The organism is Saccharopolyspora sp. NPDC000995 (assembly GCF_053599315.1).
Window position 1 is genome coordinate 138,750 of the sequence record NZ_JBSFLZ010000001.1, and the last position, 25,632, is coordinate 164,381.

General features: G+C 68.9%; 21 protein-coding genes. 9 read left to right on the plus strand and 12 right to left on the minus strand.

Going from position 1 to position 25,632, the window contains the following annotated elements; genetic code table 11:
* Positions 1–4 precede the first annotated feature (4 nt).
* On the minus strand, positions 5–3,247 hold the full coding sequence (locus ACWDKQ_RS00740; protein ID WP_450136659.1) for a glycosyltransferase: 3,243 nt from the start codon (positions 3,245–3,247) through the stop codon (positions 5–7).
* 309 nt (positions 3,248–3,556) lie between these two features.
* Positions 3,557–4,675 (minus strand): baeRF11 domain-containing protein, encoded by a 1,119-nt coding sequence (locus ACWDKQ_RS00745; protein ID WP_450136660.1) that lies wholly within the window; start codon positions 4,673–4,675, stop codon positions 3,557–3,559.
* A 291-nt stretch (positions 4,676–4,966) separates the two neighbouring features.
* Here ACWDKQ_RS00745 and ACWDKQ_RS00750 point away from each other — a divergent pair, with 291 nt between their 5' ends.
* A complete protein-coding gene (locus tag ACWDKQ_RS00750) occupies positions 4,967–5,866 on the plus strand; it encodes a DMT family transporter (RefSeq protein ID WP_450136661.1) in 900 nt (299 codons plus the stop codon).
* Between the two features lie 164 nt (positions 5,867–6,030).
* Here ACWDKQ_RS00750 and ACWDKQ_RS00755 read toward each other — a convergent pair whose 3' ends face one another.
* The 3 genes from ACWDKQ_RS00755 to ACWDKQ_RS00765 all read right to left on the minus strand — a co-directional run bounded on the left by ACWDKQ_RS00755 (position 6,031) and on the right by ACWDKQ_RS00765 (position 9,755).
* Positions 6,031–6,198: a hypothetical protein gene (locus tag ACWDKQ_RS00755; protein WP_450136662.1), complete on the minus strand. Its 168-nt coding sequence runs from the start codon at positions 6,196–6,198 to the stop codon at positions 6,031–6,033.
* Between the two features lie 132 nt (positions 6,199–6,330).
* Positions 6,331–8,139, minus strand: a complete 1,809-nt coding sequence (locus ACWDKQ_RS00760) for a gamma-glutamyltransferase family protein (protein WP_450136663.1) — start codon at positions 8,137–8,139, stop codon at positions 6,331–6,333.
* A 305-nt stretch (positions 8,140–8,444) separates the two neighbouring features.
* Positions 8,445–9,755 carry a UDP-glucose dehydrogenase family protein gene (locus tag ACWDKQ_RS00765; protein ID WP_450136664.1) on the minus strand — a complete coding sequence of 437 codons (1,311 nt, stop codon included), beginning with the start codon at positions 9,753–9,755 and terminating at the stop codon, positions 8,445–8,447.
* A 141-nt stretch (positions 9,756–9,896) separates the two neighbouring features.
* On the opposite strand from ACWDKQ_RS00765, the gene ACWDKQ_RS00770 reads away from it, so the two are divergent.
* From ACWDKQ_RS00770 to ACWDKQ_RS00785, 4 genes are all read left to right on the plus strand, one after another.
* Positions 9,897–10,859: an aldo/keto reductase gene (locus tag ACWDKQ_RS00770; protein ID WP_450136665.1), complete on the plus strand. Its 963-nt coding sequence runs from the start codon at positions 9,897–9,899 to the stop codon at positions 10,857–10,859.
* Between the two features lie 253 nt (positions 10,860–11,112).
* Entirely contained in the window at positions 11,113–11,235 is a 123-nt protein-coding gene (locus tag ACWDKQ_RS00775) for a hypothetical protein (protein WP_450136666.1), read from the plus strand.
* A gap of 104 nt (positions 11,236–11,339) precedes the next feature.
* The gene (locus ACWDKQ_RS00780) at positions 11,340–12,101 is read left to right on the plus strand and encodes an SDR family NAD(P)-dependent oxidoreductase (RefSeq protein ID WP_450136667.1); all 762 of its coding nucleotides are present in this window, start codon (positions 11,340–11,342) and stop codon (positions 12,099–12,101) included.
* 909 nt (positions 12,102–13,010) lie between these two features.
* A complete protein-coding gene (locus ACWDKQ_RS00785; RefSeq protein ID WP_450136668.1) occupies positions 13,011–13,358 on the plus strand; it encodes a hypothetical protein in 348 nt (115 codons plus the stop codon).
* An 87-nt stretch (positions 13,359–13,445) separates the two neighbouring features.
* Here the strand turns inward: ACWDKQ_RS00785 and ACWDKQ_RS00790 are convergent, their stop codons facing one another.
* Together ACWDKQ_RS00790 and ACWDKQ_RS00795 are read right to left on the minus strand one after the other, a co-directional pair.
* On the minus strand, positions 13,446–15,194 hold the full coding sequence (locus ACWDKQ_RS00790; RefSeq protein WP_450136669.1) for an N-acetylmuramoyl-L-alanine amidase: 1,749 nt from the start codon (positions 15,192–15,194) through the stop codon (positions 13,446–13,448).
* Between the two features lie 163 nt (positions 15,195–15,357).
* Positions 15,358–16,986, minus strand: coding sequence for a TM0106 family RecB-like putative nuclease (locus ACWDKQ_RS00795; RefSeq protein WP_450136670.1), 1,629 nt, complete (start codon positions 16,984–16,986; stop codon positions 15,358–15,360).
* Between the two features lie 127 nt (positions 16,987–17,113).
* Here ACWDKQ_RS00795 and ACWDKQ_RS00800 point away from each other — a divergent pair, with 127 nt between their 5' ends.
* Positions 17,114–17,713, plus strand: a complete 600-nt coding sequence (locus ACWDKQ_RS00800) for a DUF6474 family protein (protein WP_450136671.1) — start codon at positions 17,114–17,116, stop codon at positions 17,711–17,713.
* 273 nt (positions 17,714–17,986) lie between these two features.
* Here the strand turns inward: ACWDKQ_RS00800 and ACWDKQ_RS00805 are convergent, their stop codons facing one another.
* The 5 genes from ACWDKQ_RS00805 to ACWDKQ_RS00825 are packed head-to-tail and all read right to left on the minus strand — an operon-like array spanning position 17,987 to position 23,280.
* Positions 17,987–18,997: a glycine betaine ABC transporter substrate-binding protein gene (locus tag ACWDKQ_RS00805; RefSeq protein WP_450136672.1), complete on the minus strand. Its 1,011-nt coding sequence runs from the start codon at positions 18,995–18,997 to the stop codon at positions 17,987–17,989.
* On the minus strand, positions 18,994–19,761 hold the full coding sequence (locus tag ACWDKQ_RS00810; RefSeq protein ID WP_450136673.1) for an ABC transporter permease: 768 nt from the start codon (positions 19,759–19,761) through the stop codon (positions 18,994–18,996). Before ACWDKQ_RS00810 ends, ACWDKQ_RS00805 begins: the two co-directional genes overlap by 4 nt.
* Entirely contained in the window at positions 19,758–20,942 is a 1,185-nt protein-coding gene (locus ACWDKQ_RS00815) for an ABC transporter ATP-binding protein (RefSeq protein WP_450136674.1), read from the minus strand. The genes ACWDKQ_RS00810 and ACWDKQ_RS00815 overlap by 4 nt, the downstream gene beginning before the upstream one ends.
* Complete coding sequence (locus ACWDKQ_RS00820) at positions 20,935–21,582, minus strand: ABC transporter permease (protein ID WP_450136675.1); 648 nt, start codon at positions 21,580–21,582, stop codon at positions 20,935–20,937. Before ACWDKQ_RS00820 ends, ACWDKQ_RS00815 begins: the two co-directional genes overlap by 8 nt.
* Before the next feature lie 6 nt (positions 21,583–21,588).
* On the minus strand, positions 21,589–23,280 hold the full coding sequence (locus ACWDKQ_RS00825; RefSeq protein ID WP_450136676.1) for a BCCT family transporter: 1,692 nt from the start codon (positions 23,278–23,280) through the stop codon (positions 21,589–21,591).
* A 309-nt stretch (positions 23,281–23,589) separates the two neighbouring features.
* On the opposite strand from ACWDKQ_RS00825, the gene ACWDKQ_RS00830 reads away from it, so the two are divergent.
* The 3 genes from ACWDKQ_RS00830 (at position 23,590) to ACWDKQ_RS00840 (ending at position 25,456) form a co-directional block, all read left to right on the plus strand.
* The gene (locus ACWDKQ_RS00830; protein ID WP_450136677.1) at positions 23,590–24,150 is read left to right on the plus strand and encodes a hypothetical protein; all 561 of its coding nucleotides are present in this window, start codon (positions 23,590–23,592) and stop codon (positions 24,148–24,150) included.
* Positions 24,151–24,245: 95 nt separating this feature from the next.
* A complete protein-coding gene (locus ACWDKQ_RS00835; RefSeq protein ID WP_450136678.1) occupies positions 24,246–24,938 on the plus strand; it encodes a YcnI family copper-binding membrane protein in 693 nt (230 codons plus the stop codon).
* A complete protein-coding gene (locus tag ACWDKQ_RS00840) occupies positions 24,935–25,456 on the plus strand; it encodes a copper resistance CopC family protein (protein WP_450136679.1) in 522 nt (173 codons plus the stop codon). The genes ACWDKQ_RS00835 and ACWDKQ_RS00840 overlap by 4 nt, the downstream gene beginning before the upstream one ends.
* Positions 25,457–25,632: the final 176 nt, after the last annotated feature.

Genomic DNA, 25,632 nt, shown 5'->3' on the forward strand with positions numbered 1-25,632 from the left:
TGCGTCAGGCCTCGTAGTCGGTGGTGGCGAGGAGGTCACGGAGGGCAGCTCGGGAGACGTCCGGCCCGAACTGGGCCGCGATGCCAGCCTTGCCCGCCTCCGCCAGCCGCTTCCAGGCGTCGTCGTCGGTGAGCAGCCGGACCGCCGCCTCCGCCAGTCCCTCCGCATCGTCGGCGGCCAGCACGTGCGCGCCGTTCACCAGGTGCATGCCCTCGATCGCCACCGTCGTGCCGACCACCGGCACCCCGAGGCTGAGGCTTTCGCCGACCTTGCCCTTGACGCCGGCGCCGAACCGCAGCGGCGCGAGGGTCACACGGCTCGCCGCGTACTGCGGCTCCAGTTCGGCGACCCAGCCGTGCACCTGCACGCCTCGCCCGGCCAGCTCCCGGACCTCGTCGGTCGGGTTGCTGCCGACGACGTGCAGCACCGCGTCCGGGCATTTCTCCCGCACCAGCGGCATGATCTCTCGCACCGCCCAGCGCACGGCATCGACGTTCGGCGGGTGGTCGAAGCTGCCGACGAACAGCAAGTCCTTGCGCCCGTCCGGCTTCGCCGGGCTCCAGTCGACCTCGTGCACGTTGGACAGCACCCGCACGTCGGCGTCCGGGACCAGCTCGCGAAGCAGCACCTGCTCGGCCTCGGACACCACAAGCGTGACATCGCAGGAACGGGTAAGCCCGAGCTCCATTTGCCGCGACGCGAAGGCCTTGCGCCGCAGCGCTTCCGCCCGCACCGGGTCGCCCTGCTGCTCGGCGACCTCGGCCTGCCGCTCCAGCCGGAGGAAGTGCACGTCGACGGTGTCGTAGGCGATGACCGCCTGCGGCGCGCAGGTGCGCAGTTCCTCGACCAGGCTCCACGCGACCTGCGGGCGGGACAGCAGTGCCAGCGAGATCTCCGAGCCCGCCTCGTGCAGGAACGCCTGCTGCAGTTCGGGTTCGGGCAGCACCGTGACGCCGAGCTGCTGCAGTTGCGTCGTGTAGGGCTCCAGGCGCGCGTGGTTGCCGGGGAAGAACACCACCCGGCAGCCGAGCTGAACGAATTGCTCCAGCACGCGGCGGATCCGCACGGAACCGGAGTCGAAGTCCGGGCGCGGCACCTGGTGGTCCTTCACCAGCACGATCGGCCCGTGGTGCCCGCGGGTGCCGCGTTGCCGCGCGAGCCAGAGGTTGCGCGGCGAGGCTTCTGGCAGGTGTTCGGCGGCCAGCGTGTCGGCCCACTTCTCCACGAACACCTTGCGGTTTAGCTCCTGGTGCTTCTTCACCCCGGTGCTGAGGTCGGTGCCGTTGGACACGCCTTCGTGGTGCACGACGACGGCCTTGGGCTGCACCAGGGTCCGGTAGCCGGCCGCGCGCACCGCGAACGCCAGGTCGGTGTCCTCGTAGTAGGCGGGCGCGTACCGAGTGTCGAAGCCGCCGGCCTGCCGGAAGACGTTGGTGCGGACCAGGATCGCCGCGCCGGAGCAGTAGTCGACGTCGCGCACCACATTGAACTCGGCGCCGCCGGGCTCGGTGTTGCGGCCGTAGTTCCAGCCGTTGCCGTCGGACCACACGATGCCGCCGCACTCCTGCAACCGGCCGTCCGGGTAGACCAGCTTGGCGCCGACGAGCCCGATGCGTTCGTCGCCGCGGATCGTGTCCATCAGGATGTCCAGCCAGGACTCAGTGACCTCGGCGTCGTTGTTCAGGAAGAACAGGTATTCGCCGCGCGCATGCTCGGCGCCGAGGTTGCAGGCGCCGATGAACCCGAGGTTGCGTTCGGCGCGGACCAGCCGGACACCTTCGCATGCGGCGAGCTTCTCGGCGCTGTCGTCCGGCGAGGCGTCGTCGACGACGATCACCTCGAACGGCACGGACACCACGTGCCCGCCGAGGAACCGCAGGCACTGCCGGGTGTAGGGCCATTTGCCGTGCACCGGCACGATCACGCTGACCAGCGGTTTGTCGCTGTGCGGCACGGGAAGCGGACCGGTCTCGACCGCCTCTTCGGCCTGCGGCACGCCGGGCTTGCGCCCGAGCGCGATCTCGTACGCATCGCGCCGCGCGGTGCCGCGCGGCGCTACGCGCTCGACGACCTTCCGGTACTTCGCCACCGCGCGCTGCACCAGCGCGGAGTTCTGCGCCGCCAGCTCCGCGTTCGCCGCGCCGAGCTCCACCGCTTGCCGCTCGGCGTCCGCTACGCGTCCTTCGAGCCGCGCGACTGTGTCGCGCAGCCACTCGATGCGCGCGGCGTCGCGCTGCGCGCTGCGCTGGCTCTCGTGCAGCTCGCCGCCGACGCGGTCCAGTTCGGCTCGCAGCTTCGCCTGCTCGCGGACGCTCTGGTCGGCGCGGTGCTCTTCGTCTTTGCGCAGTTCTTCGAGCCGGCTGATGGCGCTCTTGAGCTCTTCGGATTCGACGCGGCTGCGCTGATAGAGCTCGTGGAGTTTGGCCACGTCCGCGACCGCGGCGTCGCGTTGTTCGATTATCGGCGTGACGTCGCCGCCGCGGCGGATGAGCGTGAGGTCGGCGTCGGTCAGCAACGCGGCGGCGGGCAGGTTCGGCAGGTGCTTGTCGGAGGCGATGCCCAACAGGTAGGTGTGCGGGACGCCTTGCCGGACGGCCCATTCGCCGTCGCGGCCTTCGATGGTCTGCAGCCGGACGCCTTCGATCGCGGTGTCCGGGTCGCCGTGGTCGGCGGGGGTGAGCAGCGATCCGACGGTGACGTTCTGCTTCAGCACGGCCACGTGCCGGAACGCGCCCTCCAGCAGCGTTTCGTACTGCTTCGCGGTGAGTTCCTTGACGTGGTACGGGTTGTCGTTGCCGTGCTCGTGCGAGTAGACGGCCATGTCCGGGGTGCTGCTCAGAAACAGTCCACCTTGGACGAGCCGGGACTTGACCAGGCTCACAACGGCGTCGTGGTCCTTGACGTGCTCGATCGCTTCGAAGCACACGATCACGTCGAAGGGCTTGGCGTCGGCGAGCAGTTCGGGGTCGGTGATCGAGCCGACCCGGAAGCTGACGTCGCGGCTGCCGTAGTTGTGCCGGGCGTGTTCGACCGTGGTCGGGTCGATGTCCACGCCGACCACCTCGGCGCCTTCGGCGGCCAGCAGCGCCGCGCCGTAGCCCTCGCCGCAGGCGAGATCGAGCACCCGCTTGCCGCGCACGAAGCGGGCTGCGAGGGCGTAGCGGTGGTAGTGCTCGTAGACGACCTGTACGTCGTCGGTCCACGGCACGCAGCGCTCGCCGGTCCAGTCGATCAGCCGCTTGTCCATCCGGTTCCTCACCGCGTAGGAAAATCCCACAGCAGGCTAGCGCCCCGATCGGGTGACTCGCCGCCGGTTCGGCCTTTTGTGGCGCGGCGCGGCCGTGGACGGCTCGCCCGCAGTTTCAATTGGAACTTGGGATCTCGCCGGCGAGAAGATGAAACTCCTCATGTGATGGTCGAGCGCGACCGCATCAACCGGCAGATCAGCGATCTGGTGAGCATCCCCGGGGCAGGCTCGACGACATCATCGACACGACCACCACCGCTTGGTGCACGGGGCGGACCCTGCCCCCGCCCGGCCGGTGAACGGTGCTGGTCAGGGACGGTAGCGGAGGATCGCAGCCGTTTCTCCGCCGCCCGGGATGTCGTCGCGGCGCACCGCCAGGACCCGGCCGCCGGTGAGCCAGACCCGGCGGGCGATCTCGTCCACCACGCCGTAGGACACGGCGTCGTCGGCTTCCTCGAACGTCACCGCACCCGCTTCGTCAATGTAGCCCGGCACCACGTCGTCGATGTCGACGAAGACCGTGTCGACCGCGCCCATGGTCGCGTGCCGGGCCACGTCGGCTATGTCGGTGACCGCCCGGCCCTGCCCGGTGCGCTGCTCGAACAGCCCGTGCAGCTCGCGCAGCCGGTCGGCGTGCAGGTCGTCGAGGACGTCGCGGGCCGCCGACGCCAGCTCGCGGTCGCTGCTCTCCTCCGGATTGCCAGTCAGGCCGACCGGGGCGAGCTCCGAAGCGGTGCTGACCGACCGGAAGATGCTCTGCAGCGGCTCGGTCGCGGCCAGGATCAGCGGCACATCGCCGCGCAGCACCGGCCGCATCGCGCGGTCGACCTGGCGAGCGAACTGGCGCATCCGGAGTTTCTGCCCCTCGCTGCCCTGGAACCGGCGGCGCGGCAAGCGGTCGGTGAGCGACTCCTTGCCCACCGCGCTGACCACGTCCGCCGGCATCCCGGGCACGTCGACGATCACCGGGTCCATCTCGGGCACGACCTCCAGCAGCCGCACCGAGTTCTGCGCGAGCGCCAGCAGCAGCGCGGTCTGCGGGAAGGTGACCGAGCGCAGCAGCGGCTTGAGGTGGAACCGGTCGGACACCTCGACTGCAGCGTTTAGGTGGTTCGGCAGCCGGAAGGTGGTCAGTGCTTTCGGGGTGGCGAACAGCGCCAGGCTGCGGGCCTGGAAGCGCCAGAACTCCTCGTCCTCGGCCAGGTCGGCCAGGTGTTCGGTGACTCCCGCGATGTCCTCCTTGGCGGTGCCCGCCTGCCGGAGCTGCTCGATCGCATGCCCGGCGAGGTTCTTCAGCTCGATGCGCTCGGCATCGCCGCTGGATGCCGGGCCGGTCGGCACGTACAGCGAGACGCTGACGGGCTCGCGGGCGGTCAGCAGCGCGTCGACCTGCGCCCGCATCGGGATGTCGGTGTGCAGGATCGCCATCGGGGTCCTCCCAGGAGAAACGTCCGGGCCAGCGACGTTACCGAGAGCTCGGGGTACCGGCAGGGCGACGGAGCTCACCCGTGGTCGCCCGTTTCGGCGGGACCGTCCCTGCGGTTAGGGTGGGCGCTGTGAACTCGCACTGGCACCGCGTTCTGCCGCCGCCGTCCCGCTGACGGGCGGCGAACCTCCAGCACCCCGACGGAACCGCAGTTTCAATTGAAACTGCCAGGGGTCCTTTGACGCGCGCCCGTTCGACGAGTCCTGCTGGTTTCGCGAACGGAAGAGTTCACTGTGTCCGATCAATTGCTCACCGCACCCGCTCCTGTTCGCAGCTTCCTCTCCGGCCCGCTGCCGGTGCTGCTCGCGGCCGTCCTGTGGGGCACCACCGGAACGGCCGCCAGCTTCGCCCCTGCCGACGCGAGTCCGCTGTCGATCGGGGCCGCCACCATGGGCATCGGCGGCATCCTGCTGCTCGCCGTCGCGGGACGGTCCGCGCTGCCCGTGCTGCGGTCCGGGCGGACCGGGCTGCTAGTCGTGGGTGCCCTGGCGGTGGCGGTCTACCCGCTGGCGTTCTACTCCTCGATGGCGCTCGCCGGGGTCGCCATCGGCACCGTCGTCACGCTCGGCTCAGCGCCGGTGTTCGCCGCGATCCTGGAACGCGTCGTCGATGGTGTCCGGCTGGACCGCCGATGGGCGCTGGCCGCGGCGGTTTCGGTGCTCGGCCTGCTGTTGATCACGGGCGGCGGCGAGACCGGTGTTGGCACTGATGCCGTGCTCGGTGCACTGCTCGGCTTGCTCGGCGGCGCCGCGTACGTCGTGTACTCGTGGGCGGCCGCTCGGAAGATGCGCGGCGGACACGGGTCGCGCGCGGTGATGGGCGCGGTGTTCGGCACCGGCGCTGTGGTGCTGCTGCCGGTTCTCGCGTTCACCGGCGGCCCGCTGTTCGGTTCCGCGTCCGGGCTGGTGGTCGGGGCCTACCTCGCGGTGATCCCGATGGGCTTGGCGTATGTGCTGTTCGGCGCGGGGCTGCGCCACACCTCGACCAGCGTCGCGACGACGCTGAGTCTTTTGGAGCCGGTGGTGGCGGCGCTGTTGAGCGTGCTCGTCGTCGGGGAACGGCTGGGCGTCGCGTCGTGGTGCGGTGTCGGACTCATCGGCGTCGGGCTGGTGCTGGTCAGCACCCGCCGCTGAGGACTTGTACACAGCTGTGGACAACTTTCTCCACAGCTGTGCACAACTAGTCACACAAACAGGTGTTTCCGCAGATGAAACCGCCGTTGACGCAGTTGTCCACAAGCTGTGGACAACTGCGTCCCCAAAGGTGAAATGCTTCTCATGGACGGTTTGCGCACCGCTCAAGCAGCGAGATAGATCGTGGACACCATGAACGGCCACCAGGACGCCGCGGAACGGGTCCGCACCGACCACGCGACCAGTCCGGTGCGCACGATCCGCGTGTCCAGCCGCGCTCGCGGCCGGTCGCGCTTGCCTTCGCCTCGACCGCAGCCGCGGGCTTCTGCCACCCGCTGCCGTCCTCGGCCAAACCGGTGGCGATGTTCCGCAGCCGCGACGCTGGAAGTCCCACGAGGCTGCCGCAGGCGGCGTAGCCGCCTTGGCCCACCCTCGCAGTGTGAACCGCCGCGGGTTCTAAGCGATCAGCGGCCGGCGGCGTAGCCCTGGGCTCCTCGGGCGTTGGCCGCAGCTCGCAGCAGACCCGTGTCCGGGTCCCGGGAGACCGCTGACAGGCGGCCGAGGGCCCAGGGGCCCGCGTCGAGCACGTCGTGGCCCCTGCGTCCCAGCTCGGCGAGGGTCGCCGCGCCGAGCCGGGACTCCGCGACGACCCGGCCGGGTTCCCAGGCCCGCGGGTAGAAGGACCCCGGGAACGCTGCGGTGTGCCAGGCGGGTGCGTCGATCGCCTCCTGCAGGTTCAGTCCACAGTGGACGTGCGCCAGCCAGAAGCACAGCTGCCACTGGTCCTGCTGGTCGCCGCCCGGCGTGCCGAACGCCATGGTCGGGACGCCGCCGCGCAGCGCCAGCGACGGGCTCAGCGTGATCCGGGGCCGCTTGCCCGGGGCCAGGGAGTTCGGCAGGTCCCGGTCCAGCCAGAACATCTGGGCTCGGCTGCCGAGGCAGAAACCCAGCTCGGGGATGGTCGGCGAGGATTGCAGCCAACCACCGGACGGCGTCGCCGAGATCAGGTTCCCCCACCGGTCGACCACATCAACGTGTACCGTGTCGCCACGGCTCTCCCCGATCGGCGACACCGTGGGCTCGCCTATGCCGACGCCGCTGGGATCCGTCAGGCCGTCCACCCCGCGACCTTCGGCGACGTGCGCGGCCAGGATCGGGTTGCGACCACCCGGCGAGCCGGGGTGCAGCTCCAGCGAGGCGCGGTCGCCGATCAGCGCTCGGCGGGCGGCGGCGTAGTCGCGGGACACCAGGTCGTCGAGAACACCGGGATCGGCGGAGTCGCCGTACCAGGCTTCGCGGTCGGCGAAGGCGAGCTTGGCCGCCTCGACCGCGACGTGCACGGTGCCCGCGTCGGCGACGCCGTCGACGTAGTTGATCCGGTCGGCCAGGCCCTCCAGGATGCGCAGCTGCTGCGCCAGCACGGGCCCCTGGGACCAGATGCCGAACTTCGCAAGGGTCCAGCCGCCGGGCAGGTCGACGGTCAGCGGCGTCTCGTAGCCCGCCTCGAATTCGGCCATGTCCTGCGCGGTGATGACGCCCGCGTGGTCCCGCCCGGAGTTGTCCCGGTGCGGCGTACGCACGAACTTCTCGACCGCTTCGGCGACGAAACCGTGCGACCAGGCATGGCGGGCCGCGTCGATCTGCGCCTCGCGACCGGGGCCTGCCGCCTCGCCCTCGGCCAGCAGCCGCTCCCAGGTGTCGGCCAGCGCCGGGTTCTTGAGCACGCTGCCCGGCTTCGGCGCGGCGCCGCCGGTCAGCCAGAGCTGGGCGGAGGTGGGCCAATGCTCGGCGAACATGTCGCGGACCGTGCCGATGGTGGTGCTGATCCGGTCCACGATCGGGAAGCCGCCGCGGGCGTATCCGATCGCGTGTTCCAGGACCTCGCGCAGCGTCTTCGTGCCGTGATCGCGCAGCAAGAGCAGCCAGCCGTCCCAGGCGCCCGGCACGGTGGTGGCCAGGAATCCAGTGCCGGGCACTAGATCGAGGCGCAGCTCGTCGCGGTAATGGCGGATGGTCGCGGCGGCGGGCGCCGGGCCCTGACCGCAGAGCGCGCGGGGACGCGGGTCGTCGGCGGTGGTGAACAGGGCGGGGACCTCGCCGCCCGGGCCGTTGAGGTGTGGTTCGACGACCTGCAGGACGAACCCGGCGGCGACCGCGGCGTCGAAGGCGTTCCCGTCGTCCTCCAGCACCGCCATTCCCGCCGCGGAGGCGAGCCAGTGTGTGGAAGCGACCATCCCGCGCGTGCCGGCGAGTTCCGGGCGAGTCGTAAACACGTCAACTACCTTAGGCCGCCGCCACCCTCACGAACGACGCCTGAAGCGAAGGCATCTGCCGCGCCCGGCCCAAGCCGTCCGAAGGCGCTCCCGGTGGGAAGGGATTCCGATTTCGCCTGCTTCAGCGCGGCCCAAGGCGGCTATCGGCGAGGGCAGTCCCCGACGGCGCGCACCGCCGCAATTTCAGTGGAAGTTGCGGCCCTCCGGCGTGTCGCGCGCCACGACACGCCGGAGAGTGCGAACAACTCCCGGAGGGGAGCCGCTACCCGCACCGCTGGGCAGAACGAGTTCGACAAACCTGGCAATCAGACAGGCCCGCCCGCGACCGGGGTTCGGCCGACACCTCGCCAGGACAGGCCCGCTCGGCGCAAGACGTCCGGGTCCAGGTGGTTCCGGGTGTCGACCACCACCGGGCCCTGCAGGACCTCGGCCACCCGGTTCCAGTCCAGCGTCCGGAATTCCTGCCACTCCGTCAGCAGCACCAGCACCGCGGCTTCCTTCGCCGCCTGGTACGGGTCGTCCACCAGCTCCACCTCGGGCGGCAGCGCGAGCTCGTCGCCGCGCAGCCCCGGGTCGTAGGCGACCAGCTCCGCGCCACGCGCTGCCAGCAGCCGCGCCACCTCCAGCGCGGGCGAATCACGCAGGTCGTCGGTGCCCGCCTTGAAGGTCAAGCCCAGCAGCCCGAGCCGCACCCCGTCGAGGGAACCGTCGCAAGCCTCGACGACCTTCGCCACCATCCGCTCGCGCTGCTGCGCGTTGGACGAGATCGTCGCCTGCAGCAGCGGGAAGTCGAAGTCCACCGCCTCCGCCACCTGCAGCAGCGCCGCGGTGTCCTTGGGTAGGCAGGAGCCGCCCCAGCCCGGACCCGGCTGCAGGAACGACTGACCGATCCGGCGGTCGTAGCCCATCCCCTCCGTCACGTCGGCGATGTCGGCGCCCAACCGCTCGCAGAGCTCCGCGATCGCGTTGACGTAGGAGAGCTTGGTCGCCAGGAAGCAGTTCGCCGCGTACTTCACCATCTCCGCGCTCGCCGCGTCCGTGAGCACCGTCGGCGCACCGAGCCGCGCGTACAAAGCGGCGACCCGTTCCGCCGCATCCTGGCTGTCCGAGCCGACCACGATCCGGTCCGGGTTCAGGAAGTCGTGCACCGCCGAGCCTTCGCGCAGGAACTCCGGGTTGCTGACCACCGGGACGTCCTCGCGGCCGAGAAGATCGCGCAGCCGCGCCGAAGTGCCCACCGGCACCGTCGACTTCGTGACCAGCACGCATCCCGCGGGCAGCAGCTCGCGCACCTCGTGCGCCACCGCCTCCACTACGGCCAGGTCCGCCTCGCCCCCGGCCCCCATCGGGGTCGGCACGCACAGGAAGACGACCTCTGCCTCGGCGACGGCACCGGCCGAACCGACCACGAACTCCAGCCGGCCGGCCGCGATCCCCTCCTGCACCAGTTCAGCCAGGCCGGGCTCGTGGATCCGCACCTCACCACGGGAAAGCTGCTCGACTTTGGTGGCGTTGACGTCGCTGCACACCACGCGGTGCCCCAGCGACGCCAGGCACGCCCCGGTCGTCAACCCGACATACCCGGTGCCAACTACGACGATTCGACGGGCGAACACCAACCCCACACCCCTTCGCACGACCCCCCGCAACACGAATCGTGGCACATCGCCCGCTCAGCGGAACCTGCTTCGCCAAACGTTCACGCGCCGTACGTCCTGCGTGACGAGCCGGTGATCCGGCGTTTAGGCTCACCAGCCGTGGAACAGCGACGCCTGGGCGAATCCGGTCTGGTGGTAAGCGCGGTCGGTCTCGGTTGCAACAACCTCGGCCGCCCCGGAACGGCCACCGAGTCCCTGGCCGGCGTGCGGGCCGTGGTGGACGCCGCGCTCGACGCCGGGATCACCTTCTTCGACGTGGCAGACGTGTACGGCTCGCCGCGCGGGCGCAGCGAGGAACTGCTCGGGCAGGCGCTGTCCGGCTGGCGCGAACACGCGATCATCGCCACCAAGTTCGGCATGGACATGCAGGGCGGCAATGGCCCCGACTTCACCGCGCGCGGTTCCCGGCGCTACGTGCGGCGCGCCGTCGAGTCGTCGCTGCGGCGACTGGGCACCGACTGGATCGACCTCTACCAGCTGCACCGGCCGGACCGGTTGACGCCGATGGAGGAAACCCTCTCGGTGCTCGACGACCTGATCCGCGAGGGCAAGATCCGCTACCTCGGGCACTGCAACCTCGCGGGTTGGGAGCTCGCCGACGCGTCGTGGACGGCGTCCTCGGCCGGACTGACCACGCCGGTGTCGGCGCAGAACCACTATTCGCTGCTGGCGCGGGATGCCGAGCGCGAGGTAATCCCGGCCTGCAAACGGTTCGGCGTCGGGATCATCCCGTACTTCCCGCTGGCCAACGGGCTGCTCACCGGCAAGTACCGGCAGGACCAGGAGCCGCCCGCGGGCAGCCGGTTGGCGAACCGGAACCAGATGCTGGCGGACGCACCGTGGGAGCACATCGAGCAGCTGCGCTCCTTCGCTGGACAGCGGGATCTCCCGATGACGGCGGTGGCGGTCGGGTGGCTGGCGGCGCAGGAGGTGGTCGGTTCGGTGATCAGCGGCGCGACCACCCCGGAGCAGGTCCGGGCGAACGCCGCGGCCGGCCAGTGGCGGCCTTCCCAGGCCGATCTGGACGCCATCGACGCGATCTGCCCGCCCACGCAGCGTTAGCAAGCGGTCGGTTCGGCACGGAATTGCGCCATCCCCGGATGGCGACGGCGAATCCTCCGCACCCGCATTCCCGCAGGTGGCAGTTGGATTACGTGGGAATCTCCCGTCATCCGGCACCGAGACGGATGACGCTTCCAGCAAGGCATTGCGGGCGTTGCGGCGACGGTCGGTGATCGCGGTTTCGCTCGGACGGACCGCAAAATGCCACCGGTGGCAGACGCGCCGGGCCGGGCACGCGGACCAGGCTCTTGACATGGAGCTGATCGGGATCGCCGCAATGTTCGTCGGCCTCGCGTTGCTGGCCGCGCTGCCGCTGGTCGCGCTGCTGGCGTTCGTCGAGGCGACCTCGCAGCGACAGGTGCACCGCCATCGCTGACCGCCGTTTCGCCGCCTGCCCGTTCCGCGTCCGGTGCTGGTTGCGACCGTTGCGAGGTGTTAAACATGCCGGGACACCAGCAACGGACGCAAAGGAACGAGCAGATGCTGATCACCGACACCGCGGCGATCGTCACCGGCGGGGCTTCCGGCCTTGGCGCGGCCACCGCCCGAGCACTAGCGTCGCGCGGCGCGCACGTGTTCGCGGTTGACCTGCCGGACGCGGTAGCCAAGGCGCCGGTCGTTGACGGCGTCACCTACACGGCCGCCGACGTCACCGACGCGGACCAGGTGCAGACCGCCGTCGAGCAGGCCGCCGGCGCCGAATACCCGCTGCGGATCGTGGTGAACTGCGCGGGCATCGCGCCGTCGGCGCGGATCGTCGGGCGCAAGGGCCCACACGACTTCGACCTGTTCCGCAAGGTCATCGAGATCAACCTGATCGGCACCTTCAACGTGCTGCGGCTGGCCGCGGTCGCCATCGGCCAGACGGAACCCGACCAGCAGGGCCAACGCGGCGTGATGATCAACACCGCCTCGGTCGCCGCCTTCGACGGGCAGATCGGGCAGGCCGCGTACGCCGCGTCCAAGGGCGGCGTGGCGAGCCTGACGCTGCCGGCCGCACGCGACCTGTCCTCGTCCGGCATCCGGGTGATGACCATCGCGCCGGGCATCGTGGACACGCCGATGCTGGCCACCATTAGCGAGGAGTTCCGCACCGGGCTGGCCGAGAGCGTGCCGTTCCCGAAGCGGCTGGGCACGCCCGGTGACTTCGCGCAGCTCGCAGTGGACATCGTCGAGCACGACTACCTCAACGGCGAGGTCATCCGGATGGACGGCGCCCTGCGTATGAATTACCCCCGTTGAGTCAGAGACTGCACGAACGCAGAGCCCGCCGGATAACCGGCGGGTTTTCTGTTGTCCGCTAACAGTTTGGTTACCGGCGCAAGCCCAGAGGTGTCCGTAGGTTGCCGCTGATCAGGCTAGAGACCAGATCAGGCGGCACCCCTCTGGACCACCCTGGAGACACCTGAAGACCCCCAGATCCTTCCAAGCGCACTCGGTGATCGACAGACTACCTAGCTCGCAAGCAGCAGAAGGGTACGCAAGCAGATTGTAAAGGCGCGTATGAGCGTTGAAGAGGTAGCCAACGGATTAGACAGAGCCAGTCAACTTCCGATACAGGCACTCCAGTTAGTTCAAAGCTTGTTGGAGGAAGCGGCCCAATCACTTTACGCGGTCGCCGCAGAGAGCAACGATCCTGAAGTCGCGGAGGTTTTCGAGAGCTGGCAGCACTCGACCTCAGAAATAGAACGAGCCTCTCAGCTCTGCACCGAGGCAAAGAACAGGATCGCCGGCTTATCGTGCGGCAATTGTAGGCAGCGGGGAGAGTCCTGGCCCAGCACAAGGACAGAAAACCAACAGCGACAAGCCGGCTAACAGGGCCGACATTGACTCGAACAAGTTCAAATATTTCTTCGGCAAAGTCAAGTCCAGCGATCACAACGAAAACCGTTCGAACCAGAACATTGACGAGCTGAGCAGGCTCCGCATTTACGACACACCTGAAGGTCATGACACGCTCAAACGTCACCTTGAGGATGCGGTAAGCACGAATGACAACATCAAGCGGACATTCTCGAACGAATGGGGAACCTATCAGGTCCGGGACTCTCTGCTAGCTGGCCCTGGTGGATTCCTCCAGCTCGAAACAACTTGGCACGTGACGGACCAAGGGCTACCGTTGACTACGGTGATCCCGAAGAGAGGGAAGAAATGACCGACACGATGAGCATCCCCAAGGAACAGGAGTTCCTTGACCAGTTCGGGGAAGCTCCCGAGGTCCTGGACGAACCTTGGATTCAGCGCACTGAGATCGAGTCCGAGAATGGCACGCTGGAACTGAGCTACGACGCTATCCAACGGTCCGTTCAGTTCGTCTGGCGTCAAGCCGATGATGTTCTCTGGCACTTCGTACGCGAGTGCGTAACCGCCCTGAGCATCCGCGCGGAGAATAAAGAGACACACTTCATTGCAGAGTTCGAGACTGAAGAATTGTCCGGCGAGGTTGATGTCAGGGTCTACCCCCGGATCGCAATCAAGGACTCCTCACTTCGGAGCTAACGCGCAGCGCTATAAGCCCCCGGTTCCGTTCCGGGGGCACGGGTGCCCCGAACCGGTTCGGTTCGGGGCACCCGTGCGCGTTTCGCGTCAGTACGGCCGGTCGGTGACGTTGCCGGTCGCCGCGTCCCAGACGACGTAACCGCGTTGGAAGTCGCTTCGGCGGCCGCCCGCGACCGCGTACTCGTCGCTGGTCGGGTAACCCAGGTACGACCGCTCCCAGCCCAGTTGCGCCCAGCGGTCCTTGATCGCCCCGCGGAGCTCGTGCGCGCCGGTGCCCGGCGTCCAGTAGACCGAGCCGTTCGAGCGGTCGAAGTGGTTGTAGCGCCCCACCCCGTCGGGCGTGCCCATCTCGTCGGTGCGCGGGTAGCCCAGCGGGCCGTTCTCCCACCCGAGCTGCGCCCACTTCGCCTTGATGAGGCCCCGGATCTCGTGCGCGCCGGTCCACGGCGTCCAGTAGATCGAACCGTCGGCACTGACGAAGTGGTTGTAGCGACCGGATCCGTCCGGTGTGGACAGTTCGTCGGTACGCGGGTAGCCCAGCACGCCGGACTCAGCGCCAAGCCCCCGCCACTTGTCCCGGATCATGCCTTGGATCAGCGACGCTTCGGTGGCCGGGGACCAGTACGCGGACTTGGCGCCGTCCGCGAAGGTGGCCTGGCGTCCGCCGCCGGCGGCGTCCCGCTCCAGTTCGTAGACGCCGCCCAGCGGGCCCGCATCAGCGCCGGTGGCCTGCCACTTCTGGTAGATCGCGCCTGCGGTCCAGTCGCCCATCAGCTCGGCCACCCGCTGCCGCAGGGCCGGGAGTTCCTGGTAGGCCAGGTTGCCGGGGCACTCGGTGTAGCCGACGTCGCGGTGACCGTGGACCACCGGCAGGGTCACCTCGGTCCCGAGCGGATACTTCGCGGACGATCCCCCGAAGCCGGACACCATCGTGACCTTGCCGAGCGGATCGCGGTAGTTGCCGGCGAGCTTCCACGCCAGGACCTGCGCCACAGATTCGAGCTGTGTCGCGCTGGGCGACACCGAGGTGAACTCGCCGAGCATCGACACGCCGACCGTGTCCTTGTTGAAGCCCTGCGCGTGCGCGCCCCACACCGGGAGTTCCAGGCCGCCGTAGCGGCCTTCGAAGACCTGCCCGAACTTGTCGACCAGGACGTTGTAGCCGATGTCGCACCACTGCAGTTCGCTCGCGTGGTAGGCATAGATGCCGCGCACGATGCGCGCGGAGTCGGCCGCGGTGTAGTCGTTGGTGCCCGCGGTGTGGTGGACGATAGCGGCCTTGACCGTGTCGCCGTACTCGACGCCGACGCCCTGCTGCTGGAAGCACTGGGTGCGCAGCGATTCGTCGGCGCCCCATTCGGCGCGGCTGATCACGGCGGGTTTCGCGGCGGTGCTCGCGGCCTGCGCGGTTCCGGGGTCGATCAGCAGTACGGACGCGGTTTTCGCGTCGACCGGGGCGCCGCCGGATTCGGCGCGCACCCGGATCGCCGTGGAGTCGCCGAGCCAAGCTGCGTCGCTCGCCTGGTTCTTACCCGTTCGGCCAAGGTCTTGGCCGTCCACGGCGGGCAGCCGCACCCACTCGCCCCAGGTGCCGTCGAGGTGCTGCGCCTGCACCTCGACGAGGTCCGGGTTCTTGCCGTTCCACCGGAGGGCGGCCATCGCGAACGGCTTGGACCGGCGGATTTCCCTTCCCTTGCCGGGGACTTCAGGCGCGGCGTCGGCGAGCGGCACGCGCTCGATGGACGCCTTCTTCGAAGGCGGCTCGGCGGTTGCGGAAGGCGCTACGACACCCGCGGACAGGACCACGATCAGCGCAGCAAGACATCGACGAATCACGCTACTCCCTTACCGGGCTATCACGGACAGTCGCAATGGAAGCAGCGACCACGCAGATATTAACCAGTTTGGGCGAAAAAACTAGTCCACAATGGTCACTTTTCGTGTCCGTCGGGTGGAGATCATCGCCCGCCCGCACCGGAAAGCCAACGCGGTACAGATGTCAGAGGTCGGAGGCGTAGGGGATCTCGTTGGCCGCTTCGGAGGTCATCCAGCCGCGGATCGTCCAGGTCGCCCGGACGTCATCCTCGTTGTAGCGGAGGAGTCGTTCCCGCTGGGACAGCTCCGGCTCGCCGCCAACCAAGCCCACCGCGTCGCGGTACCAGCGCATCGAGTTCTCGCCGCTGGCCTCGGCGTCCCGCCAGCCGAACCCGGCGCTCGGCGCGATCACTTTCAGGCCCTTGCCGTTTGGGCACAGGAACTGCTCCCGCACCGCGGCGAACAGGTCGACCCACTCAGCCGAGTTTATGAACTCGCGGACCTCCGCCACCGACGGCACCCCCGGCTTCCCGGCGAACCGCTCGGCCGAGGCGAGCATCCAGCGGTTCTCCGCGAGCTCGTTGTAGCAGTAGGCGCGGAAGCTAAGGCCTCGCTCGTACGCGCGGCGGCGCACCGATGCGAACCACGTCCAGAAGCCCGCGAAGGACCGCGCCTCGTCGTCGGAGGGCAGCGGCTCCCAGCTGACGAACGCCCGGTAGCCGGGCTCCTCGTCGATGTCCGCTCCGGACAGCCAGCAGCCCCACAGGTAAGCCCCGGCGTCGGCGTAGCTCTCCATGTCCACGTCGACTTCCACGTCCGCGCGCGGCACCGCCAGATCGCGGACCCGCCGCACCAGCGGCAGGTTCTGCAGCCAGGCCTTGGCGAGCAGGATCGCGTCGGTGTTGCGGACCCCGGTCAGCGGCAGCGATTCCGCCTCCGCCAGCGGCGTCGCAGCCAATTCATCCACTGTGGACACCCCGACGTCGCGCAGCGCGACCGCGTCCTCGCCGCGCACCACCAGGCTGACGTCGCGGTTCTCACGCAGCTGCGATTCGCAGGTCGGCCACCACGGGCAGCCCCTGCACTCGGTGATCCGGGACGGCAGCGCGAGCGGCTCGGCTCCTTCTGCGGCCGCCGTGGCCACTGCCAACCGGTCAGCGAACCGCATCTCGTACTCGGCGAGCGCGGTCCGGCCGCCGGGCCAGTTCGGCACGTCCAGGTCGTGCCACAGCACCGTGTCGGCCTCGACGCCGATCACGCCACCGACATGCGTCGCCGCGCCCATCCCGCACGCCTGCAACAGCCGCACGGCGTGCGCCAGACGCAGCTGGTCGCGCGGGTGCGCACGAACCTTGCGGGCCTGGTCGTTCCGGGCGGCCTCCGGCGCCGGCCTATCGATCGGCGACACCCGGGCGCCATTCCCCGGATCGGTGATCTTGTGCCGCACCACCAGCACCGGTACGTAACCGTCGCCGCAGCGCACCAGTAGGTCGACCGAACCGCGGCGACCGCCAGGCACGTCGGCGGGCAGCTGCGCGGAGGAAATGTAGGGCGTGCCCGCGCGCATCGCGGCGAGCGTCAACTCCTCGCGGCTGGCCGCACCGCCGCGCGGGATCTCCGCCCAGTCCTCGCCGAGCGTGTTGGACAGCAGTTTCGCGACGTACCTGCGGTGTTCCGCGGCGTCGGCGATGCGCTGCTCGATGCCCAGATCCAGCTGCGCGGGCGGTTCGTCCTGCGCGGGGTCGTTCTCCAGGTGCACGCGTCGACGGCACCGTGTTACGACGCCCGCATCGAGCAGCACCTTGTCCTTCACGGTGTGAAGGGTATGCCGTCGCTCTGACAGGCGCGCCCATCACCCCGGTGACGGCGACTACGCACCGTGGCCGTCGGAATACCGCCAGATGTCGTACCGCGCGGCGCCCGGACTTAAGGTGATCGCAGTGGAACTGCTGGATGGGGAGGTGTCGGCCGCAGTGAGGAAACGCACTCCCGGGCGAAAGATCCGGGCGAAGGACACAACTGGCCCCCGTAAGGCGGTCAAGCAGGCGAAGAAGGCGGATAAGAAGGCCGCCAATGCGATCAAGAAGGGCGAGCACGGGCGTATCACCCCGGGCAACGCCAAGAAGATCATCGGAGTGGCCAAGGTGGTCGGCCCGGTGGTCGCACCGTTCGCGCTGCACGCGGTGTCGGTGGCGCGCGAACGCTACGAGCGGATGCGAGCGCGTCGGCTGGGGGTGCCGGTGGACGAGCTGGGCACCTTCACCGGCCGGGGTGCGGCGCTGCACGCGCGGATCGCCGGCGACGCCGGTGCGCTCAGCGAGCTGCGCGAGCAGTCGGCGAGCACCGAGGAAGCGGTCGTCGCGGAGCAGTACGCGGAGCGGACCGCGAAGCGGCTGGAGCAGCTGACCAGCGCGGTGCGGGCCGCGGAGCGGATGCCCGCGCAGCGGCGGAGGTCGGCGCACCGCGCCGTCGACGCGGAGCTGGGGCGGATCGAGGACGACCTGCTCACCCGCTTCGGCGTCGCCCGAATCAGGCACTAGCCCCCACCGCACCTCAGGGTTTCCCGACACTCACCGGTGTGCCGTTGGCATTGGATGTGGGTGAAGGGCACCTCCGACCAGGTTCACCACCCGATGCAGTGGGTTCTTCCGCAATGTCAATGGGCGTCTTCCAACCTCTTCTTGCGTTGCCGCGCGGATGGCGGGCACGCTGCGGGGTGGGCGCAGGCGGGCCCTTCAGCCGAGTACGCCGCCCGTCGTCGAGCACGCCGCAAGCCGCCAGAAGGCGCCCTTCACCTCTTCCTTGCGGTCCCGCTAGCGGTCGGCCTGGCCGTCCGGGAGCTTCACCAAGCCCTGCTGAACCATCCACTCGCGGGCGACGTCCGCCGGGTCCCGGCCGTCGACGTCCACCTGGGCGTTCATCTTCAGCAGCTCCGCGTTCGTCAGCTTCGCCGATACCGGCTCGAAGACGCTCGTGATCTGCGGGTACCGCTTGAGCAGCTCGTCGCGGGTGGTGATGCCGACGTTGTACCGCGGGAAGAACTGGCGGTCGTCCGCCAACACCTTCAGGTTCAGCGCCTGGATCCGCCCGTCGGTGGTGAACACCTCGCCGAAGGTGCAGGTCCCGTTCTGGGTGGCCTGGTAGATGCTGCCCTCCGTCAGCACCTTCACCTTCGACCGGTCCGCGGTGAAGCCGTACTCCTTCTCCACCCCGGGCATGCCGTCGTTGCGGCTGGCGAACTCGGTGTCCACGCAGAACGAGGCCTCGTCCGGTTTCTCCGCGATGATCTTCGGGATGTCGGAGAGCTTCTCCACGCCCAACCGCTGCGCCGCGTCCTGGTTGACCGCGAACGCGTACGTGTTGTCCACGTGGTAGGTGATCGCGGTCCAGGCGACGCCGTTGCGCTGCAGGTCCAGCTTCTTGACCGCCTCGTACTGGGCGCGGGCGTCCGGGATCGGGTCGGTATTGCCGTTGTAGCTGATCCAGGACGACCCGGTGTAGTCCCACAGGATGTCGATCTGGTCGCTCTCCAACGCCTTCCGGGCGCTGGCCGAACCGACGATGCTGGTCAGGTCCCGGACGTCGGCACCGGCCGCGGTCAGCGCGAACTCGGCGATGTAGCCGAGCACCAACTGCTCGGTGAAGTCCTTGGACCCGACGGTGATCGTGAGGCCCTGCAGCTCGGGGACCGGCCGGATGGCACCGGGCGCGACCGCCAGCGGCACCGAGCCGCCGGAGCTCAGCCCGCAACCGGCCAGAAGCACGCCGGTGGCCGCCAGCGAGGCCAGCTTGAGCGCGCCTCGACGCGACACCTCGCGGTTCATCGCAACCCCCTCGGCGACAGGTACGTCTCGGCCAGGGCGCCCAGCCAGTCCACCAGCAGCGCCAGCGACATCGCCAGCACCGCGCCGACGACCATGACGGTCCAGTCGTTCAGCTTGTAGCCGGTGTTGATCATCTCGCCGAGCCCGCCCGCTCCGACGAACAGCGCCAGCGTGGCGGTGCCGACGGCCAGCACCAGCGCGGTGCGCAGCCCGGCCAGGATGTAGGGCACCGCCAGCGGCAGCTCGATGCGGGCCAGCACGCCGGTCGCTGACATGCCGATCCCGCGTCCAGCGTCGATCAGCGAAGGGTCGACCTGCTGCAACCCGACGATGGTGTTGCGCAGCACCGGCAGCAGCGCGTAGAAGGCGATCGGCAGCACCGCGATCCAGAACCCGGTCGAGCCGCCGGTGATCAGGAAGAACAGCACCAGCAGGCCCACCGAGGGCGCTGCCTGGCCGATGTTGGCGAGGCCGATGACCAGCGGCACCGCCCTGCGCGCCCAGCTGCGGCTGAGCACCACGCCCAGCGGCACGGCCACCAGGATCACGATCACCGCGACCGCGAGGCTGAGCAGAAAGTGCGCCCAGGTCAGGCTCAGGATCGTGGTCGAGTTGATGCTGCGAGCGGTCACCTCGTCGTTGTCCTGGGTGAACGCCCAGCCGAGCACCCCGGCGACCAGCGCAACGACCGCGATCGGCTGCGCCATCATCCGCAGCCGCTCCGCCCTGCGGGATCCGGAGTCCGAAGCGAACTGGCTGCTCATGACTGAGCCCCGGTCGGTTCGTCGTCGGCGTGCTCCTCGCGCAGTGCCTTGATCGTGTTCATCACCGTGTCGATGTCGACCACGCCGACGTACTCGCCGCGGGATCCGGTGACCACCGCGACGCCGTCGTCGTCGGTGAGGATCGCTTCCAGCGCGTCCTGGAGCGTGGAGGCCAGCGACACGCTGTCCTCCACCGGCCGCCCGGCCCGGTCCAGAGCGGACACCGCGCCAGACTCGCGGGCGGTCGCCCAGCGCAGCGGGCGGTTGCGCTTGTCGAGCACCAGGCCGATCGCGCCGCGGCGGGTGCCCAACCGATCCTTGAGCACTGTCGGCGAATCGTCGATGGTGGCGGTGGGCACCTGGCCCACCTCGATCTCGCGGACGCGCCGCAGGGTGAGCTGCTTGAGCGCGGCACCGGCGCCGACGAAGCCGGCCACGGTGTCGTCGGCCGGGTTGGCCAGGATGGCCTCCGGCGTGTCGTACTGCAGGATCTCGGAGCGCTCGCCCAGCACCGCGATGCGGTCGCCGAGCTTGACCGCCTCGCCGAAGTCGTGCGTCACGAACACGATCGTCTTGCCCAGGTCTGTCTGCAGGCGCATCAGTTCGTCCTGCAGCACACCTCGGGTGATCGGGTCCACGGCGCCGAAGGGCTCGTCCATCAGCAGCACCGGCGGGTTGGCCGCCAGCGCCCGCGCCACGCCGACGCGCTGCTGCTGGCCGCCGGAGAGCTGCCGCGGGTAGCGGTCGCGGTACTCGGCGGGGTCCAGGTTGACCAGGTCGAGCATCTCTTCGACGCGCTCGCGGATCCGCTTCTTGTCCCAGCCGACCAGACCAGGCACCATTCCGACGTTCTCGCCGACGGTCATGTGCGGGAACAGGCCGGCCTGCTGGATCGAGTAGCCGATCTCGCGGCGTAGCTTGTCGGGGTCGAGGCCGAGCACGTCCTGCCCACCGATGGTGATCTTGCCGGACGTGGGTTCGATCAACCGGTTGATCATCCGCATGGTCGTGGTCTTGCCACTGCCGGACGGGCCGACCAGCACCACGGTCTCACCGGCCGGGATGGTCATGGTCACCGATTCCACCGCGGGCAGCTTCTGCCCGGGGTAGCGCTTGGAGACCTCCTCCAGGCAGATCTCGACGCCGTGCCCGCTGGCCGGGGTTTTGTTGTCGTCAGCCACGAATACCTCTCGAAGTCGTCAACCGCCCGATCAGCACGAAGACGGCGTCCAGCAGCAGTGCGAGGATGATCACCCCAATGGTGCCGGCGATCGCCATGTTCAGCGCGTTCGCGCCGCCCAGCTGGTTCAGCCCACTGAAGATCAGGTTGCCCAGACCGGGGCCCTTGGCGTAGGCGGCGATGGCGGCGATGCCCATCAGCATCTGGGTGCTCACCCGCATGCCCGCGAGGATCGCGGGCCAGGCCAGCCGCAGTTCGACGCGCGTGAGCACGCCGAAGCGGCTCATGCCGATGCCGCGCGCGGCATCCAAGATCGGCTGGTCGACTGTAGACAGCCCGACGATGGTATTGCGGATGATCGGCAGCAGCGCGTAGAGCACCAGGGTCACCACCGACGGTGCCACGCCCAGCCCCAGCACGGGGATGAGCAGGCCGAACAGGGCGAACGACGGGATAGTTAGGATCGCACTGGATGCAGCGGTGGCGATCGCCGCCCCGGCGGGGCTGCGGTAGACCGCAACCCCAACCAGGACGCCGACGATCGTCGCCAGCACGATGCATTGCACCACCATGCTGGCGTGCTGGTACGAGTTCACCAGCAGCGATTGCCACCTGGATGCGACGTAGTCCAGGAAGTTCACGCTTGCTTACTCTTTTCCACCCGCGGGCGCCGTCGCGGTGGCCTCTTCGGCCTCCGCTGGCGTGGTCACCAGCTGGAACTCGCCGTCGTGCTCCTCGGTGCCCGCGATGACGGCCTGCTCCAGCACTTCGGCGCCCTTGGCGTCGCGCAACGTCATGTCGTCGCTGCGCAGGTCCTTGAGCAGGGCCAAGCACATGAACACCATGACGATGGCGAACGGGAGCGCCCCGATGAAGGTCAGGTTCTGGATGCCGTCCAGCGCCTTCTCCTCATCGCCGCCGGCGGTGCCGATGACCAGCATGATCGCGGCCACGGCGCCGGTCGCGGCACCCCAGAAGATGACCACCCACTTGCTGGGCTCGATGGCGCCCCGCTGGGACAGGGTGCCCATCACGATCGACGCGGCGTCGGCCCCGGAGACGAAGAAGATCGCCACCAGGATCATCACCAGCACCGAGGTGACGGTGGCCAACGGCATGGTCCCCAGCAGGTCGAAGGTCTGCGCCTCCGCGGAGCCTTCGCCGTAGACGTTGGCGCCCGACTTCTGGGCGTCGATCGAGGCACCGCCGAAGATCGCGAACCAGATCAGGCTGACCCCGCTGGGCACCAGCAGCACGCCGGCGACGAACTGCCGGATGGTGCGGCCTCGGCTGATGCGGGCGATGAACATGCCGACGAACGGCGTCCACGAGATCCACCACGCCCAGTAGAAGACGGTCCAGCTCGCCAGCCAGCTCTGCATCTCGTCGCCGCCGGTGGCTCCGGCCCGCGAGGCCATCTCGCCGAACTCGCTGATGTAGGACCCCACCGAGGTGGGCAGCAGGTCGAGGATGAACACCGTCGGGCCCAGGATGAACACGAAGAGCGCGAGCAGGGCCGCCAGCACCATGTTGATGTTGGACAGCCACTGGATGCCCTTCTCGACACCCGACACCGCGGACAGGATGAAGCAGAGGGTCAGGAACGCGATGATCCCCACCAACACGGCGCTGCTGGCCGAGTCCTTGGGAAGCCATTCGGCGCTCTCCAAGCCGCTGCGGATCTGCAGGGTGCCGACGCCCAGCGAGGCGGCGGACCCGAACAGCGTCGCGAACAGCGCGAGGATGTCGATCAGCTTGCCGACCCACCCCTCCGCGTTCTTCTTGCCGATCAGCGGGATGAAAACGCCGCTGATCGTCTGGCGGCGGCCGCGGCGGAAGGCGCTGTAGGCGATCGCCAGACCCGCCACCGCGTAGATCGCCCACGGGTGCAGCGTCCAGTGGAACAGCGAGGTTGCCATGGCCGTCTTGATGGCCTCTTCGCTCTCGCCGGGCACCGTCCCCGGCGGCGGCGAGACGAAGTGGTTGAGCGGCTCGCTAACGCCGAAGAACATCAAACCGATGCCCATACCGGCGCTGAACATCATGGCGATCCAGGACACCGTCCGGAACTCCGGCTGCTCGCCGTCCTTCCCGAGCGGGATCCGGCCGTACTTGCTGAAGGCCAGGAACAGGGCGAAGATCACGAACCCGGTGGCCGCCAGCACGAAGCCCCAGCCCGTGTTGGTGAGCAACCAGCTCAGCGCGGCCGACGAGGCAGCGCTGAGCGTGTCCGTCCCCAGGGCTCCCCAGAAGACCACGGCGAACATGATGGCCGCGGTAACGCCGAAGACGGCCCAGTCCGTTCTCGGCTTTCCAAGGAACTCGGGGGTTGCGTTCAATGCAGTTTTATGGTGGCCCTCAGCGGGGTCACCACTTATTTTTGTTTCGGTCGACACAGGTTTCGACGCCGCTTTCGGCGACGCCCCCTCCTCTCCGTCGTCAGTTACGACGATCTGGAACTAATCGAGCCGGCATGTGTGCAGGTGGTAGCTCCAAACCGTCTGCAACCCGTAAACCGTGACCTAATCGGGTGAACAAGGCAAGCTCACCTGCGGTCAGCGTGGCCGAACCGACATCTAGACTTGCCTGCTGTGGCAGCCAGACTCACACCTACGCAGGGCGCACTACGCGTCCTGCGCGGTGCCGGTTTGGCCACCACGTCGGCGTCACTGTCCGTGGCCGCGCACGCGACCGCGGGCGGGTCGTTACCCGATCCGGGAACGACCGTGGTGATCACCGCCCTGCTGGCCGGTGCCGGTGTGGCGCTCGCTGATCGCAAGCGCGGGTCGTGGGGCATTCTAGGGGCCTTCAGCGTCACACAGCTGGCACTTCACGTATTTCTGCAGGTCGTGGCGAGTCATCAGGATGGCGCCAGGAACCCCGGGATGCCCTTCTCACCGCTGGTAATGACCTTCGGGCACATCGCGGTGGTGCTGCTGACCGGACTCGTGATGGCGCACGCGGAGCGGGCACTGTTCGTAGCCGCCCGTCTGCTCGGGTCAATCCTGCCCCGCCGGTCGACTCCGTCACCGATCGTCACGGAGCCGCGCACGGTGTGCGTCGCCGTCGTCACGGTGCGTACTCTGGCACAGTTGATCTACCGGCGAATACATGCCCGTCGCGGGCCTCCGGAATCTCTTGTCGATCAGATGGAATATGCCACCTGGTCGTTGCGCTTTCGTCATTTCGCCGCTTTCGCGCGCGAATAACTCATACGCACAGGAGATTTCAAGCAAACATGTCGACAAAGCGATTCGCGGTTCGATCCGCGGCACTGACCGCTGCTTGCGGGATTGTTGCACTAATGGGAGCGGGAACGGCGTCCGCACATGTCACCGCACAGCCGGGTGAGGCCGCCAAGGGCGGTTACGCCAAGGTCGCCTTCCGGGTGCCGAACGAGCGGCCGAATGCCGGGACCGTGCAGGTCAAGGTGAGCCTTCCGGAGCAGTACCCGCTGAGCTCGGTGCGCACCAAGCCGATGCCGGGCTGGAACGTCCAGGTCGAACGGGTCCAGATCGCGCCGGTCGAAGTGGCGGGCGCGCAGGTCGTCGAGGCGGTGCGCAGCATCACGTGGACCGCCCAGCCGGGCAACCGGATCGGACCGAACGAGTTCAACGAGTTCGAGGTGTCCCTCGGCGCCCTGCCGACCAACACCGATGAACTCGTGATGCCCACCACGCAGACCTACGACAACGGCGAGGTCGTGAGCTGGGACGCCCCGCCGCCAGCCGAGGGCGCGGAGGAACCCGAGCACCCCGCTCCGGCGCTGAAGCTGGTCGAGGAGGCCGAGGGCGAGCACTCCCACGGCGGCACCTCGCACCAGGAGCCCGCCGAGAAGGCGGAGGCGGGTTCTGGTGACAACGCGGCCCGTTGGCTGGGCGGCGCCGGACTCGTGGTCGGCGCGCTCGGTCTGGGTGTCGGGGCCGGTGCCCTGGCGCGCAGCCGCAATGCCGGGCAGGCTGCGGCGAAGCAGGATTCCGGGAAGGACGACTCGTGAAGCGGTTGACGGCTGTAGCGGTGCTGGCGCTGGCCGCCCTCTTCGGCGGCGCCGGTACGGCACTGGCGCACAACGTGCTGGTCAGCAGCGATCCGCCGGACGGCGCGCAGGTCGCCACCGGGCCCCGTGAGGTCCGGTTGACCTTCGACCAGCCGGTGCGTGCGGGCTACAACACGGTCAACGTGGTCGGCCCGGACGGGACGTACTGGGCCGACGGGGAGGTGCGGGTCGAGGGCACCTCGGTCATCGCGCCGGTCCGCGAGCTGGGCCCGGCCGGTGCCTACACCGTCGGCTACCGGGTGCTGTCCAACGACGGCCACCCGGTGTCGGGCAAGGTCACCTTCACGCTGACCACCGCGGGCGGGGGCACCCCGGCCCCGGCCCCGCAGAACGCGGATCAGCAGCCGCAGTCCGGGGAGTCGGGCGGCATGCCGATCTGGCCGTGGATCGCGGGAGCGGTGGTCCTGGTCGTCCTCGGACTGGTCCTCGCCCTCCGCCTCGGCAAGCCCAAGGCCTGACAACCCGATAGATCGATGGGTGAAGGTCACCACCGACCAGGCTCACCACCCGATGAGGTGGGTTCTTCCGCGATTTCAATGGGAAATTGCGGGTTTCGACCGGAGCGTGCCTGGTCGGACGGTGAGTGAGGGGCCGGGAGCGGCCCCTCACTCACCGTCCAGGCGTCGAACTAGCC

Bases quoted from the DNA above. Each gene is read 5' to 3' on its own strand.
- ACWDKQ_RS00740 (WP_450136659.1), bottom strand. From the start codon at position 3,247: ATGGACAAGCGGCTGATCGACTGGACCGGCGAGCGCTGCGTGCCGTGG.
- ACWDKQ_RS00745 (WP_450136660.1), bottom strand. From the start codon at position 4,675: ATGGCGATCCTGCACACCGACATCCCGATGCGGGCGCAGGTCGACGCG.
- ACWDKQ_RS00775 (WP_450136666.1), top strand. From the start codon at position 11,113: ATGGAGCTGATCGGGATCGCCGCAATGTTCGTCGGCCTCGCGTTGCTG.
- ACWDKQ_RS00780 (WP_450136667.1), top strand. From the start codon at position 11,340: ATGCTGATCACCGACACCGCGGCGATCGTCACCGGCGGGGCTTCCGGC.
- ACWDKQ_RS00785 (WP_450136668.1), top strand. From the start codon at position 13,011: ATGACCGACACGATGAGCATCCCCAAGGAACAGGAGTTCCTTGACCAG.
- ACWDKQ_RS00805 (WP_450136672.1), bottom strand. From the start codon at position 18,997: ATGAACCGCGAGGTGTCGCGTCGAGGCGCGCTCAAGCTGGCCTCGCTG.
- ACWDKQ_RS00810 (WP_450136673.1), bottom strand. From the start codon at position 19,761: ATGAGCAGCCAGTTCGCTTCGGACTCCGGATCCCGCAGGGCGGAGCGG.
- ACWDKQ_RS00835 (WP_450136678.1), top strand. From the start codon at position 24,246: ATGGGAGCGGGAACGGCGTCCGCACATGTCACCGCACAGCCGGGTGAG.